Origin of the sequence: Methylomonas koyamae, from assembly GCF_006483455.1 — a bacterium.
Taxonomy (GTDB): domain Bacteria; phylum Pseudomonadota; class Gammaproteobacteria; order Methylococcales; family Methylomonadaceae; genus Methylomonas; species Methylomonas koyamae_B.
In genome coordinates, this window is the sequence record NZ_PPPU01000005.1 from 106,694 (window position 1) to 122,546 (window position 15,853).

Consider the following 15,853-nt stretch of genomic DNA (forward strand, 5'->3'; position numbering starts at 1 on the left):
GCCCTCGATCAATGCCGACCGCTATGTCCGAAACCGCCGCTACCGCGATGGCTGGCATCGAATTCGGCAACGCATTCGAATTCCACTTGCGCAACCGGTACGAACACCATTTGGGCGATGCGTTCTCCCACTTCGACGGTGAACGGCTCAGCGCCGCGATTCCAACAGGACACGAACACCTGGCCCTGGTAATCCGAATCGATCAAACCGACCAGGTTACCCAACACGATGCCATGTTTGTGGCCCAAGCCGGATCGAGGCAGCAGCATTGCCGCCAAATGCGGATCGTCGATATGGATCGCCAGACCGGTCGGAATCAATGCAGTCTGGCCGGGCTGCAACGTCAACGCCTGTTCCAGACAGGCGCGCAAATCCAGCCCGGCCGAACCCGGCGTGGCGTAAGCCGGCAACGGGATCTGCTCGCCCAAGCGTGAATCAAGGATTTTTAATTGGATTTTTCTCATGCATTTTCTCGGCAATCAATTGCAACAACTGCACCGCCAGACTGGTTTTGTCGGCCATCTCCAGCGTTTTTCGGCCATCCCGCCAGAACACCTGCAAGGCGTTGCGCTCGGAATCGAAGCCGCCTTCGGCCCGCCCTACCCAGTTAGCGGCAATCATGTCCAGATTTTTACTGTGCAGCTTGCCCAGCGCGTAGTTCTCAAGGTCGTCGGTTTCGGCGGCAAAACCGACGACCCAAGGTCTGGGCAGTAGTCGTGCAACCGCGGCGACGATATCCGGATTCTTTTCCAACTCAATCACGCTGCCTTCGGCTTCACCTTTCTTCAGTTTGCGCCCGGCGACCTGTTTGGCTCGATAATCAGCCACTGCCGCCGCACCGATATAAAGGTCTACATCAGCGCAAGCGTTCAGCACGGCTTGGTACATCTGCAATGCAGTCTCGACCTGAATGAATTTGGCGCCGGCCGGCGCTGGCAGATGTACCGGACCGCTAACCAAAGTCACATCGGCGCCGGCGGCGACAGCGGCTTTGGTCAACGCATAACCCATCTTGCCGGAACTACGGTTACTGATAAACCGCACCGGGTCCAACGGCTCGCGGGTCGGACCGGCGCTGACCACCAGTTTCAGGCCGGCAAGTAAACCGCTAGTGGACTGAATCAATACGCTTTGGACGATTTCGGCCGGCTCGACCATGCGCCCGTATCCCTGCTCGCCGCAGGCTTGCTCGCCCGCGGCCGGGCCAATCATCGTCACTCCGTGCTGTTGCAAACGAGCGATATTTTCTTGGGTAACCGGCTTGCCCCACATCGCCTGATTCATGGCCGGCGCCACGTAAACCGGACATTCGGCGGCCAGATACAAAGTCGACAACAAATCGTCGGCCAATCCGTGCGCCATTTTGGCCAATGTATCCGCAGTTGCCGGTGCAATCAGGAGCAGATCGGCCCAGCGCGCCAGATGGATATGGCTCATCGCCTGTTCCTGCTCCGGATCGAGCAATTCGCTGTGCACGCTATGTCCGCTCAGGGCCTGAAAAGTCAGCGGAGCCACGAACCGGGCGGCGGCGGCGGTCATCACCACCCTGACCTCACAGCCTTGCTTGCGCAGCAGGCGCAGCAATTCCGCCGCTTTATAGGCCGCGATACCGCCGCAAACTCCCAGTAAAATTCGCTTGTTAATAACACGCCCCAAAATGGCTAATTAAGGAATTATGGCAAAGTCGGTCCGATTCTTCTACGCTTAAAACCGTTTCTTAACGGCCGGAGCGAGTTGATGAGCATTAAAAATTGGCCAGCCGACGAACGCCCGCGGGAAAAACTGTTGCAGCGCGGCGCCGGCGCCTTGACAGATGCCGAATTGCTGGCGATTTTCTTGCGTACCGGCACGGCCGGTAAATCGGCGGTGGATATGGCACGGGAACTACTCAGCGAATACGGTTCGTTGCGCGCGCTGCTAGGCGCCGACCAGCAGCGATTTTGCCAGAGCCACGGCCTGGGCGACGCCAAGTATGCGCAACTGCAAGCGGTGCTGGAAATGGCCCGCCGCCATTTTGCCGAAATTCTGCAACGCGGCAACGCGCTGACCAGCCCGGATATCACCCGCGCTTACCTGAGCGCGCAACTACGCGGCCACAGTTACGAAATTTTCGCTTGCCTATTTCTCGACAACCAGCATCGGGTGATCCAATGGGAGGAATTGTTCCGCGGCACGATAGACGGCGCCAGCGTCTATCCGCGCGAAGTCGCCAAGCGGGCGTTGTTTCACCATGCTGCGGCGGTGATATTCGCTCATAACCATCCTTCGGGGATCAACGAACCCAGCCAGGCCGACCGGCAGATTACCGAGAAACTGAAACAAGCCCTGGGTTTGTTCGATATCCGGGTGTTGGACCATTTCATCGTCGGCGACGGTCCGCCGTTCTCGTTCGCCGAACACGGCCTGCTGTAACCGGCTTTATTGGCTATCCTGACCTAGCGGTCGATACTGGCTTAACACCCGTTCCGCCAACCGCGAAAACGGCATGCTTTGAATCCAAACCGATCCCGTGCCTTTCAAGGTTGCCAGAAACAAACCCTCACCACCGAACAGCATGCTTTTCAGGCCGCCGCTCAAGGCGATGTTGTAATCGATGTTGCCGCTGAAAGCGACCAGACAACCGGTATCCAACCGCAGGGTTTCGTTACGCAATTCTTTACGCACCACCGTACCGCCGGCGTGGATGAAGGCCATCCCGTCGCCGCGCAGGCGCTGCAAAATAAAACCTTCGCCGCCAAAAAAACCGCTGCCCAATCGTTTGTTGAAGGCGATGTCGACCTGGGTACCGAACGCCGCCGCCAAAAATGCCGATTTCTGGCAGATCACTTCCTGCCCCAACTCAGCCATATTTAACGCAATGATGGTGCCCGGAAACGGTGCGGCAAAAGCCACTTGCCGTTTTTGGCCGCCGCGGTTGCTGAAATGAGTCAGAAAAACCGATTCGCCAGTCAACAAGCGCTTGCCGATACCGAACAGCTTATCCATGACGCCGCCGGAACCGTCGCCCATTTTGGTTTCGAATTCGATATCCTGTTCCAGATAGGTCATCGCGCCGGCTTCGGCAACAACGGTTTCGTTCGGATCCAATTCGATTTCGACCATCTGAATATCGTGGCCGACAATCCGGTAATCAACTTCGTGGCAATTCATAAACTCTCCGCAAAAAATCAACTCTGATTGGAAAACGCCTGATCGGGCTGCACCGACTCCCCATTGCAGCCGGCCTGATAAAACTCGAAACGATTGCGGCCCTGTTGCTTGGCGATATACATGGCTTCATCGGCATGCCGCAACAAATAATCCGGATTGCTGGGATCGTAAGGATAAATGGTCACGCCGCTACTAACCCCTACTTGTACCTGCTGCCCGGCAATCGGGTAGCTGCGGGCAACGTTCTGGTGAATCCGCTCCAGCGCCTGTATGCACTGCTGCTTCGATTCGACGCCGCACATCAACACTGCAAACTCGTCGCCACCCAAACGGCACACGGTATCCTCTTCGCGCAAGCCGGCCCGCAACCGCGCCGCGACTTCCACCAACAACTGATCGCCGGCCTCGTGGCCCAGATTATCGTTAATTTGCTTGAAGCCGTCCAAATCCATGTACACCACGCCCAGCAAGGAATTGTCTCGCTTGCAGCGTGCCATGGCCTGCTGAAAACGGTCGGTAAACAAGGTTCGGTTAGGCAAGTGTGTCAACGGGTCGTGATGTGCCATCTCCTCCAATGCCTGTTGATGCAACTTCGACTGGGTAATATCGGAGAACAAACCGACGTAATTGACCGCCTCACCTTTCTGGTTGCGCATCGCCGAGATCGTCAACAGTTCCACATACAATTCCCCGTTTTTCTTGCGGTTCCATATCTCGCCCTGCCAACAGCCCTCGGTTTGCAGGGTTTGCCACAGGTTTTTATAAAATTCGGCATCGTGTTTGCCGGATTTGAGGAAGTTGTGGTTGCGGCCGATCACTTCGTCGCGCGGATACCCGGTTATCGCACAAAAGGTCGGGTTGGCGTCGATGATAATCCCGTCGGCATCGGTGATGGTGATCCCTTCGTGCGCATCGGCAAACACGCGTGCCGCCAACTGTAATTTGCCCTCGGCGCGCTTACGCTCGGTAATATTGGTCAAAATACAGTGAATGATCGCCGGCCCTGATTTACGGCTTTGCAGGCGGCCGTCCAATATCACCGTGATGGCACCGCCGGATTTTCTGCGCAGCATCAGTTCACACTCCAACACGCCGTAATGGTTCAACATTTGCAGTTTCAGGCCGAAATCGGCCCCGGCATCGGCGTCGTCAACTAAAAAATCCGGCAATTTTTTCCCTATCAACTCGTCGCCCGGGTAATCCAACAATGCGCACAATTGCGGATTCGCATCCAGCAGGCAACCGTGCCGGTCCAATGCCATATAGGCCACCGGCGAGTTCTCGAACAGACTGCGGAAGCGACGTTCGCTTTGTTTCAAGGATTCGGTGAGATGTAACGCGATCAGACTGCTGCGGCGGGCCTTGATATAGGCCGCGCAGAAAAATACCGGCAGAAAACTGATAAACGCGGCGGCCAGAAATTCGCCCCAAGGCGGTTCCAATTTACTCGCTTTACTGAAGCCGGCCAATTCGGTGAAGCGCAAAGTCCAATGCCTCCCCGCCAGCTCCAGCCGCCGCTCCAGACGCAAATGGCCAAATCCGAGACTTTGCTGCTGAAAATCGAGGGTATCGCTACTGTCGTACAACAAACTTTCCGCGTCGGCACGGTCGGAATCGAAAATTTCCAGCCGCAACGCCGACAATTGCTTTCCGAGTATCGCCCGAAGCAAATCATTCATCCGGTAAGGTATATAGACCCAACCCTGGATGGCAATTCGGCGTTGTTCCGGCGTTTGCGGAATGCTCCCATGACGGTAAACCGGAAAAAACGCCAACATTCCGGCCTGAGGATTGGCTTTGGAATCCTGCACCAAGGTGACCTTACCGGAGTAAGCCAAGTCTCCGCTATCCCGCGCCCGTTCCATCGCCTCGCGCCGTACCGGCTCGGAAAACATGTCGAAGCCGAAGGCCCGCAAATTGCGCCCGTAGAACGGCTCCAGGTAAACGATACTGCTGTAATGAGGCCGCGGAGTCGCCGGAGCAACGACGTAATCCGGAAATCCCTGGCTGCGAATCTGCAAAATATGACTTTGCAACTCATTCGCCGGAATCCACTGTGCGTAACCGACGCCTTGCACGCCGGGATGGTTTTGGTCCAAGCCCAACATTTCGACGAAAGCCCGCCAGTCGGCGCGGCTCACTTCCTTGCTGGCGGCAAAGACGCCGGCCGCACTCCGCAGTGTTAGCGCATGCAATGCCATGCGTTCGCTGATATTCGAGGTGATGCGCTCGACTTCGAATTCGAAATATTCGCGAAGTCGTTGTTGATAATGCCGTTCGAGAGCTTGCCACGCAAAAAATAAAAACGCTGCCGAAACCGATAGCACCAACAGCACCGGCATATAGTGCCGGTAACGCAACGTCGAAAGCTTCCCGACTGAGCTTACCATGGCATACCCCCACGCCTTATCAGCTGCTTATTGGGTGGTTTTCTAGGACTTGTCTCGAATCACCAGCGCACGCAGCGCTTCGACCATCATGGCAGACGGACGGTAACCAAATCAACGACCCGTTTTGCGATCAAACAAACGCCGCGGTATCGGCTTGGCACCAATGAATTTTCGGCAAATTTTCAGGATTTAAGAGTATATGATTTTCGAAGCATGGCTAGGTCCGGCACAACGTTCTTTCGTTGTGCCGACCAGTCGGCGCAGGCCCGGCTAGACCAGCAGATTGACCAAAATCTGCTGGTATATCCGGCTCAACGTTTCCAAATCGTCCAGGCCGATATGCTCGTTGACTTTATGAATGCTGGCATTTAACGGCCCCAGCTCGATGACCTGGGCACCGGTGGGTGCGATGAAACGCCCGTCCGAGGTACCGCCGCCGGTGTCGTCCTGAGTTTGAAAGCCGCACACGGTTTCGATCGCCGCGTGGGTGGCGTCGATCAATTCGCCGCGCGCCGTCAAAAACGGATTGCCCGACAGCCGCCATTGCAAGTCGTATTTGAAGCCGTGTTTATCCAGAATAGCCTGGGTACGGGCTTTGATGGTCGCTTCGTCCAGCTCGGTGCAAAACCGCAGATTAAACTGCACTTCGGCTTGGCCCGGAATGATATTCTCGGCGCCGGTGCCGGCGTTGATGTTGGAGACCTGCAACCGGGTGGGTGGAAAAAACGCGTTGCCGTGATCCCAGACTTCTTCGGTCAGTTCTTTCAAAGCCGGCGCGAAGGTATGGATCGGATTTTCCGCCAATTCCGGATATGCCACATGGCCCTGGATGCCGAATACGGTGAGTTTGGCACAGAGCGAACCGCGGCGGCCGACGCGGATCACGTCGCCGATAGCTTTATCGCTGGAAGGTTCGCCGACCAGGCACCAGTCGATCTTTTCGCCGCGTTGCTCCAGCGCCTCGACCACTTTGACGACGCCGTGCGTGGCAGCGCCTTCCTCGTCGCTGGTCATCATGATCGCTATCGAACCCTTGTGCTGCGGATATTGGCCGATAAAGCGCTCAACCGCGGTGACGAATGCGGCAATGCCGCCTTTCATATCGGCCGCACCACGACCGTAAAGCTTGCCGTCGCGGATAGTCGGTTCGAACGGCGGCGAATCCCAGGCCGCCAACGGCCCGGTCGGTACCACGTCGGTATGCCCCAAAAACACAAACAATGGCGGCTCGCTGCCGCGACGCAGCCACTGGTTTTGGGTATCGGCAAAATTCAGGCGTTCGTCGTTGAAGCCAAGTTTACTGAGACGTTCGGCCAGCAAATCCTGGCAACCGGCGTCGTTGGGAGTCACCGATTCGCGCCGAATCAGTTGCTCCAGCAGGGAAAGCGTTTCTGTCATTATGCGCTGGGATATTGCTCGGGATTGAAACCGACCAGTAGTTGTCGGCCGTCGTCCAGGATTGGACGCTTGATCAAAGTCGGTACTGCCAACATCAACTGCACGGCTTTTTCAGGCGTTAAGTCGCGTTTTTGCTCGTCGTCGAGTTGGCGCCAACTGGTGCTGCGCTGGTTTAGAACGGCATCGACTCCGAGCGCATCGACGAACTTTTGCAGCAAGGCCTGCTCCAGCCCGTCCACCCGGTAATCGTGAAAGCGGTACTCGATACGGCGCGAATCCAGGAATGCTCTGGCTTTCTTCACCGTGTCGCAGTTCTTGATACCGTACAACACCTTCATTGCCGGTTATGCCTCGCCGGCCAACAGTTCGTCCAGGCTAGGCAAGCTTTTATCGGCCTGCGCGCGGGCTTTGTAGACATCGACGAACTCCATAAACGCTTGTTCGAGATCGTCCAACACTTCCTCCTCGTCGGCCACTTCGTCTTCCGGAATCTCGTCGGATTCCAAATAGTCTTTCTGGATCGCGATTTCGCCGTTCAAAGACAGCAGCGCAAGGATCAAGGCATTATTCGAAATATTTTCTGGCATGGTGTGCTCGCAGGTTGAAATGGAAGAACAGAACTGAGCAGGAGGCCGCTAGGATTGGCGCCGAGCTAACCCGGCAATAGTCGTTGCATGCATGCAAGTACCGCCTCCATCGAATTTGGCCGCATTGTAACGCATTGCCGTCGAGCGATGTTAACCGCGGCGTTCGGCGTCAAATGTTTTTCAACAAGCGGTTGCCCGGACTATCCGCCATCGCCCGGCGGAAATGGTCGACGGCCTCGGCAAAAGCCGGTTCCGGCTGGATATCCGGCAACTGGTTTTGACCGCAGCTTTCCAGTGCATCGGCTACATAGCCGATACTGAGAATATTGATGTCGACCGCCGGCTGGTAGACCGAAACGGTTTGTTCCGGATGGCAGAATTCGACGACGATGCGACTGACGATCAGCTTATGCAACAACGCCTGGACCAAGGCCAACGGAATCATCAAATCCCGGGCCAATTCCTCGGCCGACGGCGGCGCGTCCTGGTTGACGAAGCGTTTAACCAGGGCATGTGCGATTTGCAGCGCCAGGATTTTCTTCAACGAAAAACTCAGATTGCGGAAACGGTCACCGTGGCGGTGAATCGGGTAGTTCTGGATATAAAACGCCATCTCGCAACCGAACAACACGATCATCCAACAGCTTTGCAGCCAGACCACAAACAGCGGCAAGGCGGCGAAACTGCCGTAGATCGCGTTATAGCTGGACACGCCGATTTGCAGGCTCAAATAGGCCCACTGCAAACCGTGGTAGAGCATGCCGGTCACGGCGCCGGCAGCCAGCCCGGCCCGGTAGTCGATGGCGTGGTTCGGCATGAATACGAATACCACCGTGAACAGCACGATCATCAGCAGCAACGGCGACAGCCCCAAGGCTTTCAATACCAGCCAGACGCCGAAAGCCGGCAGATGTATCGCCCCGGCCAACCAGCCTACCTGGGTTTGCAGGAACACGGTCAGGCCGCTGGCAGCCATCAGCAGTACCGGCCCCAGCAACATTAGCGACAAATAATCGCTGCATTTGCGCCCCCAACTGCGGCCCTGATCGATTTTCCAGATGTAGTTGAACGATTCTTCGATATTGGCGATCAGGCTGACCACGGTCCAAAACAAAACCGCGATACCGATGCCGGCCACCACTTCGCCCTGAGTCTTGGCCAGCAAATTTTGGGCAAAGCCGATCAAACGCAACATCAGCTCGTCCTGCTGCGGCGCCCGCTCCAGTAATTGTCGCTGCAGCAGCTTTTCGAAACCGAAGCCCTTGGCGATGCCGAACAACATCGCAATCACCGGCACGATAGACAGGATGCTATACAAGGTCAGCGCCGAGGCTCGCAATTGACATAAATCGCGGCGAAAGCCTTGCACCGCCAACAACGCGATTTTCAAACAGCGGATGCCAAGCGCCGGCCAGCAAGTCAGGCTCCGTTCATCCAGCCGCCAAATGTCTTCTTTGCAGAACAGCAACAGGTTCAATGCCATACAAGTCTCTATTGTTGGGGCCGATCGGCAAGTGCGAACGATACACCGCGCCGTTGAACGGCAGTATGCCGGATAAAACCGGCAAAATCCCGGCATTCCGAGTACATTGATGGCCGAGTTTGTCGGGTCAGGCCAAACGCCGCAAGTGCAACCGCCGATTGCGCCAGAAAAATTGGCATCGACTGAGAAAACCGGGCAGCCATTTGACGGGGCCCATGACACGTAACGCCCATTTTCGATCTGGATAATAGTTCAGGCGCAATTCGTCCGGGCCGAAGATTTCCATACCCTCCAACACCAACGACGCATACGGCAGGCCCAGGCTGCGCCGGGCCAGAACCTGCAATTCCCGGCTCAGCAACACGAATTCGCTGGCTTCTTCGAACGGGCAATCCCAATCGCAAATCAGCAAATAGTCGCCGGCTTCGGTTTGGAACTGATGTAACAGCCGATAGCCGGGGACATGGCAAGCAGTCGGCACACCATGCCGTAATAGCCGGGTTTGCAGCGGCCAATTCCGGTAATCGCCGGCATGGCTGGCCAGAGAAAAAAACTCGATCACGCGCATGCAATTCCTATAGAAAAACAGCGGCAACAATCACGAATGACAGTCGGGTTTAATTCGCCTAAGTAAATTATTCTGCATTCGATTACCTGATATGAATGCTTGCAGTTTACAATAATCGGCTGCGAGCCGGCACCTAACGGTTTAAACACAACGCGACAGCTCTTGTTACGCACTATGCAAGCCCCGACACCGGCTGTATCCCAAATCCAGCCAAAGACAAGGACAAACTTCACCATGCAATTCACCGATACCGGCACTCTGATCAGATGGCAACTGGACGATATCGACGTTGTCGCACCGCTCCACGACAAGCCGGGCGGCGGCTCGCGCGGCGGGGTATATCTTTGTATCCCCAATTTCGAGGACCTGTCGCCGCCGTTCAGCATCAAGCACGGCGAATACCGCACCACGGTTTGCGACGTCAAGCTGCCGCATCAAAAGAATCTGGCAGCATCCAACGAAAACGACTGGGGCAACATCGAGGTGGTTACCGATTGGGAAGAAACCGACGAACAACACAACAAAACGCTGAAAGTCACCACCACCATCCGCGCCCTCTCGGAAACCGCGCTGGTAAGACCCGGCTTTCACCCGTATTTTTCGATTACACCGAACAGTTTCGTGGATATTGCCGGCACCCGGATAGACGTGACCACGCTGCCGCACGACAGTATGCGGGCTTATCCGGCAGTAACACCGAGTGACCCGGTCAAACTCAACACCGAGGAATTTGCCGTATCTATGGCCTGCGAGATCAGCCCGCTGTCGCAGCCGATAGCACTGGCGTTCGGCGTGTGGAGCGATAAAAAAGCGGAGTATGTTTGTATAGAGCCGATTATCGGCAAGCAACTCGGCGCAGATGGCCTGCCGACGCCATTGGAGCTAACACAGAGCGAGGAGTTATTGATGGTGTTTACGATTCGGGCGGAGAGTACAAAAATTGCCGTTACGTTACCAAACGCCAAACGGTGATTCGCTAGCCTTGTTGTGCGAAGCGCAATGTCACTGAAACTCGCGGTCGACATTCTTCCCGCATTCTAAGCGGGAGAATGTCGACTGGGTAAACTAAAAAAACGAACGTATAAGTAGTAACCCTGGAATGGAAAGCAGGGCCGATAATCCAGCAATTGCCATGCTCGGTTTGAAATCTAGACCAAGACTTATCTTATATCCGAGCGTATAGGCTGCAAAAAGACCCATCGGAAAAATGACTGAACCAACGCCAGAAAGCTCAATATTAGCCCCAAGACTGCCTAAGGTCGCCACCAGCCAAATTAGCCCGACGACAGGTAGACACAATGAAAGAGTAACTGCTTTAAAAGCTTCGCCAAAGGAAACATCAAGTCCTGTTATTAACTTTGCACTGTAGCGAACTACCATAGGGATCAGAAGTAGGACGAGTCCAGTAATTATCGACACATTTACCGGCGCCCAGATCAGAAAAATTAATCCTGCAAGCGTGATTAACAAATAAAACATGGCCAATCCTTTAATTTTTTCATTTTGAAAGCCCTAAGCTCCAAGCCGATTGGAAGCCAAAAACGCTCGACTCCACTCTTCTTCATCCAGACTACTTGCTAGCCTTAAGAACTTGGCAAAGATCGGAATTAAATCAAACGCGCTATTTTCAGCAACACCGCGACGATAACAGTAGTTTGCAAGAAACCGGCGGCAATAATCCAGCTGGTCAAATCGGCTTTGGTTACCGCTTGGTTGCAACTGGTGTCGGCCCTGAGCAATTCTATTTTGTAGACTAACTCGGACTCTAGCGCTTTGATTTCACTACGCAATACACCTTCCAAGTCTTTTAAATCGCGTTTGGTGGCAACATCGTCGAGATGAAGCGTGTTATCTACGACTTCTTTTTGCATTTCAGTAGTGACTTCGGCTTGAGCCTCGTTAAAACCGGCTGATTTTAAAGTAGCACAAATTTCGAGGCATCAATGGTATCACGCGCTTAACAAGAAATCGGTAACCGCTTTGTAGCGCATGCCACCCAAACGAGCACCATGCGCCGGAGGGCGAGCGGTTAATCCCGCAACAACTCGTTAATACCGGTTTTACTGCGGGTTTTCTCGTCCACTTGCTTGATAATCACCGCGCAATACAAGCTGTGGCTGCCGTCTTTGGATGGCAGGTTGCCGGAGACTACCACCGAGCCGGCCGGGATGCGGCCGTAAGTCACTTCGCCGGTCATCCGGTTGAAGATCTTGGTGCTTTGGCCGATGTAGACGCCCATCGAGACCACGCAGTTGTCTTCGACGATCACACCTTCGACGATCTCGGAGCGGGCGCCGATGAAGCAGTTGTCACCGATGATGGTCGGGTTGGCTTGCAACGGCTCCAAAACGCCGCCGATGCCGACGCCGCCGGACAAATGCACGTTCTTACCAATTTGCGCGCAAGAACCCACTGTTACCCAGGTGTCGACCATGGTGCCGCTATCGACGTAAGCGCCGATGTTGACGTAAGACGGCATCAGGATCGCGCCGGGGGCGACGTAGGAACCGTAACGGGCTACCGCGTTAGGCACGACGCGAACGCCGGCTTGCGCAAAATCAGCCTCGCTATAGCTACCAAATTTGGTCGGCACTTTGTCGTAATAGCGCAGATCGCCGCTTTCGATCACTTTGTTTTCGTTGATCCGGAACGATAGCAACACGGCTTTTTTCAGCCATTGGTTGGTAACCCAATCGCCGTCTTTTTTCTCGGCGACGCGCATTTCGCCCTTGTCGAGCATGTTCAACACTTCGGCAACCGCATTGCGGACTTCGGCGGAAACGGTAGACGGGCTGATTTCGGCGCGGTTTTCGAAGGCGTCGTTGATGATGTTTTCCAGGTTTGACATGGTATTTCGTAGGTTGGATAAAAATAATGTAGGTTGGGTATACCGGCAGGGCATAAAAGCGAAGCGTAACCCAACAATTAAGGCCTCTCGTTGGGTTACGGCTTACGCCTAACCCAACCTACGCGCTGTTTTCATTGAGAAAATCTTTAATACGCTGCGCAGCCTCGACACATTCTTCGATAGGCGCAACCAACGCGATACGGACATGATTGGCGCCGGGATTGATGCCGCCGCTATCACGGGATAAGTAACTGCCAGGCAGCACCGTGATGTTTTGCTTGGCAAACAGTTTTTGGGCAAACTCGGTATCGGACATCGGCGTTTTCAGCCATATGTAAAAGCTTGCCGGCGGCCGCTCGATTTCGCAGACGTCGTGCAATATCTCGATAAACGCGGTGAATTTAGCGCGGTATAACTGGCGGTTGTGCTTGACGTGTTCCTCGTCGTTCCAGGCGGCGATGCTGGCGTGCTGAGTCGGCACCGGCATCGGGCAGCCGTGATAGGTGCGGTATTTGAAATACTGCTTTAACACTTCCGCGTCGCCGGCCACAAACCCTGAGCGCAGACCCGGCGCGTTCGAGCGTTTGGACAGGCTATGAAAAATCACGCAACGTTTGAAATCCGTACTGCCGGCCGCGTAAGCGCTTTGCAGCAAACCTTGCGGCGGATTGGCTTCGTCGTCATAGAGTTCGGTGTAACACTCGTCGGAGGCGATGACAAAATCGTACCTGTCGGCCAAGGCCAATAATTTCAGATGGTCGGCCTGTGTCAGCACCGTGCCGGTCGGATTGCCGGGCGAGCAAATAAACATCAGTTGGCAGCGTTGCCAAATCGTTTCCGGCACGCTGTCAAAATCCGGCAAATAACCATCGGCCTCAACCGTGTTCAGATAATACGGCTCGGCACCGGCCAACAGCGCCGCGCCTTCGTAGATCTGATAAAACGGGTTGGGCATGATCACTACCGGCTTGTCGGCCGGATCGACCAGGGCTTGCACTAGCGAAAACAAGGCCTCGCGGGTGCCATTTACCGGCAGCACTTGGGTTTCGGCATCCACACCACCCGCCGAAATCCCAAAACGACGGCAAGTCCAATCGGCTATCGCTTGACGCAGTTCCGGCAGGCCCTTGGTGGTGGGGTACTGAGTCAGGCCATGCAAATGCCGCAGCAAGGCCTCCTGGATGAAATGCGGCGTAACATGCTTAGGCTCGCCAATCGACAAAGCGATATGAGCTTTGTCGGCCGGCGGCGTAATGCCTTGCTTCAGCGTTGCCAGCTTTTCAAACGGGTACGGGTGTAAGGCGGATAAATACGGATTCATGCTTTATTTGCTACAACGCGGTTGGCGTCCTTGGCTCCAGGCTTGCTGTTGAATTTGCAACGCGCGGTTCATGTTCTGTTGCAGATTGTCGATGCGGCTGGCATGCGACGGGTGGGTCGACATGAATTCGATCGGCTGCCCCCCTTGCGCGGCCTTGTCCATCTTCAACCACAAATTAATGCTTTGCCGCGGGTCGAAGCCGGCGCGAGCCATCAAATCCAAACCAATGGTATCGGCTTCGGTCTCGTGAATCCGACTGTAAGGCAGGATCACCCCGTACTGGGCGCCAACACCGAGCAAGCCCAATGCAGTTTGCCCCATGGCTGTCTGCGGCTGCGTCACGGCCTGTACCATCGCCAGACCGGTGCTGACCGCGGTTTCCTGCGACAAACGCTCGTTACTGTGGCGCGACAACACGTGGCCCACTTCATGGCCGACGACCGCCGCCAGCTGGTCGGCATTGTCGACCAGATTGATCAAACCGGTATGCACGCCGATTTTATTACCGGGCAACGCGAATGCGTTCAGGGTTTCGTCTTCGAACACAACCACTTCCCACTGGCCGCCGGTTTGTTGGGTAATTGCATAAGCCACGCACTGGGCAAATTGGTTGACGCGAGAATTGCGGCTGACCGGGTTTTTGCTCTTCATGCTGTCGAAGGCCTGCAAACCCATTTGGTCGACTTGGTTGTCGGGCATGTAAATAAACTGGGTGCGGCCGGTCGGACTGGTTGCACAACTATTGAGCAATACGAAACCGGCAGCGATAAGCAAATTTCTAGTCAACATGGCTTAACTACCCGCAGAGAAATGGCCGGCCATTTTAGCCTAACTCGCCAGGGGGTTACACGCTTTTTGGCTATGCCAGCTGGAGGGGATAGCGCACAATAAACTGAGCACTCAGATGACCTTACGAAAAGCCGAACCGACGCCGGTTTGCGCCTACCCCGCCCGCACCAGCTGCAGAAGTTGCTGCAAACAAAACAACACGGTCTGCTGCCGAATGTTTTGCCTGTCGCCGGAAAACTGCTTTCTTACGCACACAGCTTCCTCGCCCCCCCGCTGCCGCCAGGCGACGAAAACCGTCCCCACCGGCTTTTCGGCCGTGCCGCCATCCGGGCCGGCGATGCCGGTAACGGCCAAAGCCAAGTCAGCCGAGCTGTGTTCGAGGACGCCGGCCGCCATTTCTCCGGCAGTCTCGGCGCTAACCGCGCCGTAACGTTGCAATGTCTGCGGATGTACCCCCAGCAGTTCGACCTTGGCCGCATTGCTGTAGGTGACAAAACCGCGGTCGAACCAAGCGGAACTGCCCGGCACATCGGTGATCGCCGCGGCGATACCGCCCCCGGTACAGGACTCTGCCAAACCCAATACCCGGTTCAAACCTCGCAAACCCTCGCCGAGCTGCTCGGACAACAGATAACCCGGATCGCGCATCAACGCCCCAAGCCCTGCCCACAGCAGTATCGTCTCCCGGCACTATTACCGGTCATCATTGCGGCAGCTTTTTGACTTCGCCGACTTTTTCGAAGTCGGCACCGACACTGATGATGAAGCTGGTGACCTGTTCGATGCTCATTTCGGATTTAACCACTTTCGATTCGTGGACGATGATGGCAAACCCGGATGTCGGATTTGGAGAAGTCGGCACAAACAGTACGTATCGATCGTCGGTTTTGTTGGTCACGTAAGCCGGCACCCAAATGCCCTCTTTCGGATACTCGACATAAACCACTTCGCGCGGTTCCTGCAACTGGTGGCCGGCAATCATGTTCACCAGTTTTTTGGTGACCCGGTAAATCGTACTCAACAGCGGAATGCGTTCGATCAGATGCTCGAACATTGCGATAATCGAAAAGCGGCCGAGGCTTACGCGGTGGCCGACATAAGTGATGGTGGCGAAGCTGGCCGCAAATAGCAGAAAGGTCACCAAGTAGTTGTCTGAATAACCGTATACGAACTGGAACAAATCGGTCAGCCGGTCTTTAACGAACAGCACGATTTGCACGATCACCATAATCGGAATGAACGCTAATACGCCGATCAGGGTGTGGTTCAGAATTTTCTTCATGATGCGCCTACCTCATTAGTTATTGTTGTTATCGATA

The 15,853-nt window shown here is 55.2% G+C and carries 18 protein-coding genes; 2 read left to right on the top strand and 16 right to left on the bottom strand.

Annotated elements, in window-relative coordinates; genetic code table 11:
- Window positions 1–8 precede the first annotated feature (8 nt).
- Both dut and coaBC read right to left on the bottom strand, forming a co-directional pair.
- Window positions 9–464, bottom strand: a complete 456-nt coding sequence (gene dut, locus C2U68_RS02215) for a dUTP diphosphatase (RefSeq protein WP_140910877.1) — start codon at window positions 462–464, stop codon at window positions 9–11.
- Window positions 436–1,656: a bifunctional phosphopantothenoylcysteine decarboxylase/phosphopantothenate--cysteine ligase CoaBC gene (coaBC, locus tag C2U68_RS02220; protein ID WP_260839181.1), complete on the bottom strand. Its 1,221-nt coding sequence runs from the start codon at window positions 1,654–1,656 to the stop codon at window positions 436–438. The genes dut and coaBC overlap by 29 nt, the downstream gene beginning before the upstream one ends.
- An 81-nt stretch (window positions 1,657–1,737) precedes the next feature.
- Here coaBC and radC point away from each other — a divergent pair, with 81 nt between their 5' ends.
- Window positions 1,738–2,412, top strand: coding sequence for a RadC family protein (radC, locus tag C2U68_RS02225; RefSeq protein WP_140910878.1), 675 nt, complete (start codon window positions 1,738–1,740; stop codon window positions 2,410–2,412).
- Between the two features lie 6 nt (window positions 2,413–2,418).
- Here radC and C2U68_RS02230 read toward each other — a convergent pair whose 3' ends face one another.
- The 7 genes from C2U68_RS02230 to C2U68_RS02260 all read right to left on the bottom strand — a co-directional run bounded on the left by C2U68_RS02230 (window position 2,419) and on the right by C2U68_RS02260 (window position 9,576).
- Window positions 2,419–3,150, bottom strand: a complete 732-nt coding sequence (locus tag C2U68_RS02230; protein ID WP_140910879.1) for a TIGR00266 family protein — start codon at window positions 3,148–3,150, stop codon at window positions 2,419–2,421.
- 17 nt (window positions 3,151–3,167) lie between these two features.
- Window positions 3,168–5,540 (bottom strand): CHASE domain-containing protein, encoded by a 2,373-nt coding sequence (locus C2U68_RS02235; protein ID WP_140910880.1) that lies wholly within the window; start codon window positions 5,538–5,540, stop codon window positions 3,168–3,170.
- A 270-nt stretch (window positions 5,541–5,810) separates the two neighbouring features.
- Window positions 5,811–6,938 (bottom strand): succinyl-diaminopimelate desuccinylase, encoded by a 1,128-nt coding sequence (dapE, locus tag C2U68_RS02240; RefSeq protein ID WP_140910881.1) that lies wholly within the window; start codon window positions 6,936–6,938, stop codon window positions 5,811–5,813.
- Complete coding sequence (locus C2U68_RS02245) at window positions 6,938–7,276, bottom strand: ArsC family reductase (RefSeq protein WP_140910882.1); 339 nt, start codon at window positions 7,274–7,276, stop codon at window positions 6,938–6,940. Before C2U68_RS02245 ends, dapE begins: the two co-directional genes overlap by 1 nt.
- A 6-nt stretch (window positions 7,277–7,282) precedes the next feature.
- Window positions 7,283–7,525: a hypothetical protein gene (locus C2U68_RS02250; protein WP_140910883.1), complete on the bottom strand. Its 243-nt coding sequence runs from the start codon at window positions 7,523–7,525 to the stop codon at window positions 7,283–7,285.
- Window positions 7,526–7,694: 169 nt separating this feature from the next.
- Window positions 7,695–9,008, bottom strand: coding sequence for a YihY/virulence factor BrkB family protein (locus C2U68_RS02255; RefSeq protein WP_140910884.1), 1,314 nt, complete (start codon window positions 9,006–9,008; stop codon window positions 7,695–7,697).
- A 127-nt stretch (window positions 9,009–9,135) separates the two neighbouring features.
- Complete coding sequence (locus C2U68_RS02260; protein ID WP_140910885.1) at window positions 9,136–9,576, bottom strand: hypothetical protein; 441 nt, start codon at window positions 9,574–9,576, stop codon at window positions 9,136–9,138.
- 234 nt (window positions 9,577–9,810) lie between these two features.
- Between C2U68_RS02260 and C2U68_RS02265 the strand changes: the two genes are divergently transcribed.
- Window positions 9,811–10,548: a hypothetical protein gene (locus tag C2U68_RS02265; RefSeq protein WP_140910886.1), complete on the top strand. Its 738-nt coding sequence runs from the start codon at window positions 9,811–9,813 to the stop codon at window positions 10,546–10,548.
- 93 nt (window positions 10,549–10,641) lie between these two features.
- Here C2U68_RS02265 and C2U68_RS02270 read toward each other — a convergent pair whose 3' ends face one another.
- The 7 genes from C2U68_RS02270 to C2U68_RS02300 form a co-directional block, all read right to left on the bottom strand.
- Window positions 10,642–11,055 (bottom strand): hypothetical protein, encoded by a 414-nt coding sequence (locus C2U68_RS02270; RefSeq protein ID WP_140910887.1) that lies wholly within the window; start codon window positions 11,053–11,055, stop codon window positions 10,642–10,644.
- 128 nt (window positions 11,056–11,183) lie between these two features.
- A complete protein-coding gene (locus tag C2U68_RS02275) occupies window positions 11,184–11,447 on the bottom strand; it encodes a hypothetical protein (protein ID WP_260839182.1) in 264 nt (87 codons plus the stop codon).
- Between the two features lie 158 nt (window positions 11,448–11,605).
- Window positions 11,606–12,424, bottom strand: a complete 819-nt coding sequence (dapD, locus tag C2U68_RS02280) for a 2,3,4,5-tetrahydropyridine-2,6-dicarboxylate N-succinyltransferase (RefSeq protein ID WP_140910889.1) — start codon at window positions 12,422–12,424, stop codon at window positions 11,606–11,608.
- Window positions 12,425–12,542: 118 nt separating this feature from the next.
- The gene (dapC, locus tag C2U68_RS02285; protein ID WP_140910890.1) at window positions 12,543–13,745 is read right to left on the bottom strand and encodes a succinyldiaminopimelate transaminase; all 1,203 of its coding nucleotides are present in this window, start codon (window positions 13,743–13,745) and stop codon (window positions 12,543–12,545) included.
- A 3-nt stretch (window positions 13,746–13,748) separates the two neighbouring features.
- Window positions 13,749–14,534, bottom strand: coding sequence for a M48 family metallopeptidase (locus C2U68_RS02290; protein ID WP_140910891.1), 786 nt, complete (start codon window positions 14,532–14,534; stop codon window positions 13,749–13,751).
- A gap of 153 nt (window positions 14,535–14,687) precedes the next feature.
- Window positions 14,688–15,182 (bottom strand): CinA family protein, encoded by a 495-nt coding sequence (locus C2U68_RS02295; protein WP_140910892.1) that lies wholly within the window; start codon window positions 15,180–15,182, stop codon window positions 14,688–14,690.
- Between the two features lie 55 nt (window positions 15,183–15,237).
- The gene (locus C2U68_RS02300) at window positions 15,238–15,816 is read right to left on the bottom strand and encodes a DUF502 domain-containing protein (RefSeq protein WP_140910893.1); all 579 of its coding nucleotides are present in this window, start codon (window positions 15,814–15,816) and stop codon (window positions 15,238–15,240) included.
- Window positions 15,817–15,853 lie beyond the last annotated feature (37 nt).

What these genes read in the sequence shown, in the direction of transcription:
- C2U68_RS02300 (WP_140910893.1), bottom strand. Translation starts at nt 15,816, where the DNA reads ATGAAGAAAATTCTGAACCACACCCTGATCGGCGTATTAGCGTTCATT.
- C2U68_RS02275 (WP_260839182.1), bottom strand. Translation starts at nt 11,447, where the DNA reads ATGCAAAAAGAAGTCGTAGATAACACGCTTCATCTCGACGATGTTGCC.
- C2U68_RS02245 (WP_140910882.1), bottom strand. Translation starts at nt 7,276, where the DNA reads ATGAAGGTGTTGTACGGTATCAAGAACTGCGACACGGTGAAGAAAGCC.
- dapC (WP_140910890.1), bottom strand. Translation starts at nt 13,745, where the DNA reads ATGAATCCGTATTTATCCGCCTTACACCCGTACCCGTTTGAAAAGCTG.
- C2U68_RS02290 (WP_140910891.1), bottom strand. Translation starts at nt 14,534, where the DNA reads ATGTTGACTAGAAATTTGCTTATCGCTGCCGGTTTCGTATTGCTCAAT.
- dut (WP_140910877.1), bottom strand. Translation starts at nt 464, where the DNA reads ATGAGAAAAATCCAATTAAAAATCCTTGATTCACGCTTGGGCGAGCAG.
- dapE (WP_140910881.1), bottom strand. Translation starts at nt 6,938, where the DNA reads ATGACAGAAACGCTTTCCCTGCTGGAGCAACTGATTCGGCGCGAATCG.
- C2U68_RS02255 (WP_140910884.1), bottom strand. Translation starts at nt 9,008, where the DNA reads ATGGCATTGAACCTGTTGCTGTTCTGCAAAGAAGACATTTGGCGGCTG.
- radC (WP_140910878.1), top strand. Translation starts at nt 1,738, where the DNA reads ATGAGCATTAAAAATTGGCCAGCCGACGAACGCCCGCGGGAAAAACTG.
- C2U68_RS02260 (WP_140910885.1), bottom strand. Translation starts at nt 9,576, where the DNA reads ATGCGCGTGATCGAGTTTTTTTCTCTGGCCAGCCATGCCGGCGATTAC.
- C2U68_RS02235 (WP_140910880.1), bottom strand. Translation starts at nt 5,540, where the DNA reads ATGGTAAGCTCAGTCGGGAAGCTTTCGACGTTGCGTTACCGGCACTAT.
- C2U68_RS02265 (WP_140910886.1), top strand. Translation starts at nt 9,811, where the DNA reads ATGCAATTCACCGATACCGGCACTCTGATCAGATGGCAACTGGACGAT.
- C2U68_RS02295 (WP_140910892.1), bottom strand. Translation starts at nt 15,182, where the DNA reads ATGCGCGATCCGGGTTATCTGTTGTCCGAGCAGCTCGGCGAGGGTTTG.
- dapD (WP_140910889.1), bottom strand. Translation starts at nt 12,424, where the DNA reads ATGTCAAACCTGGAAAACATCATCAACGACGCCTTCGAAAACCGCGCC.
- C2U68_RS02230 (WP_140910879.1), bottom strand. Translation starts at nt 3,150, where the DNA reads ATGAATTGCCACGAAGTTGATTACCGGATTGTCGGCCACGATATTCAG.
- C2U68_RS02250 (WP_140910883.1), bottom strand. Translation starts at nt 7,525, where the DNA reads ATGCCAGAAAATATTTCGAATAATGCCTTGATCCTTGCGCTGCTGTCT.
- C2U68_RS02270 (WP_140910887.1), bottom strand. Translation starts at nt 11,055, where the DNA reads ATGTTTTATTTGTTAATCACGCTTGCAGGATTAATTTTTCTGATCTGG.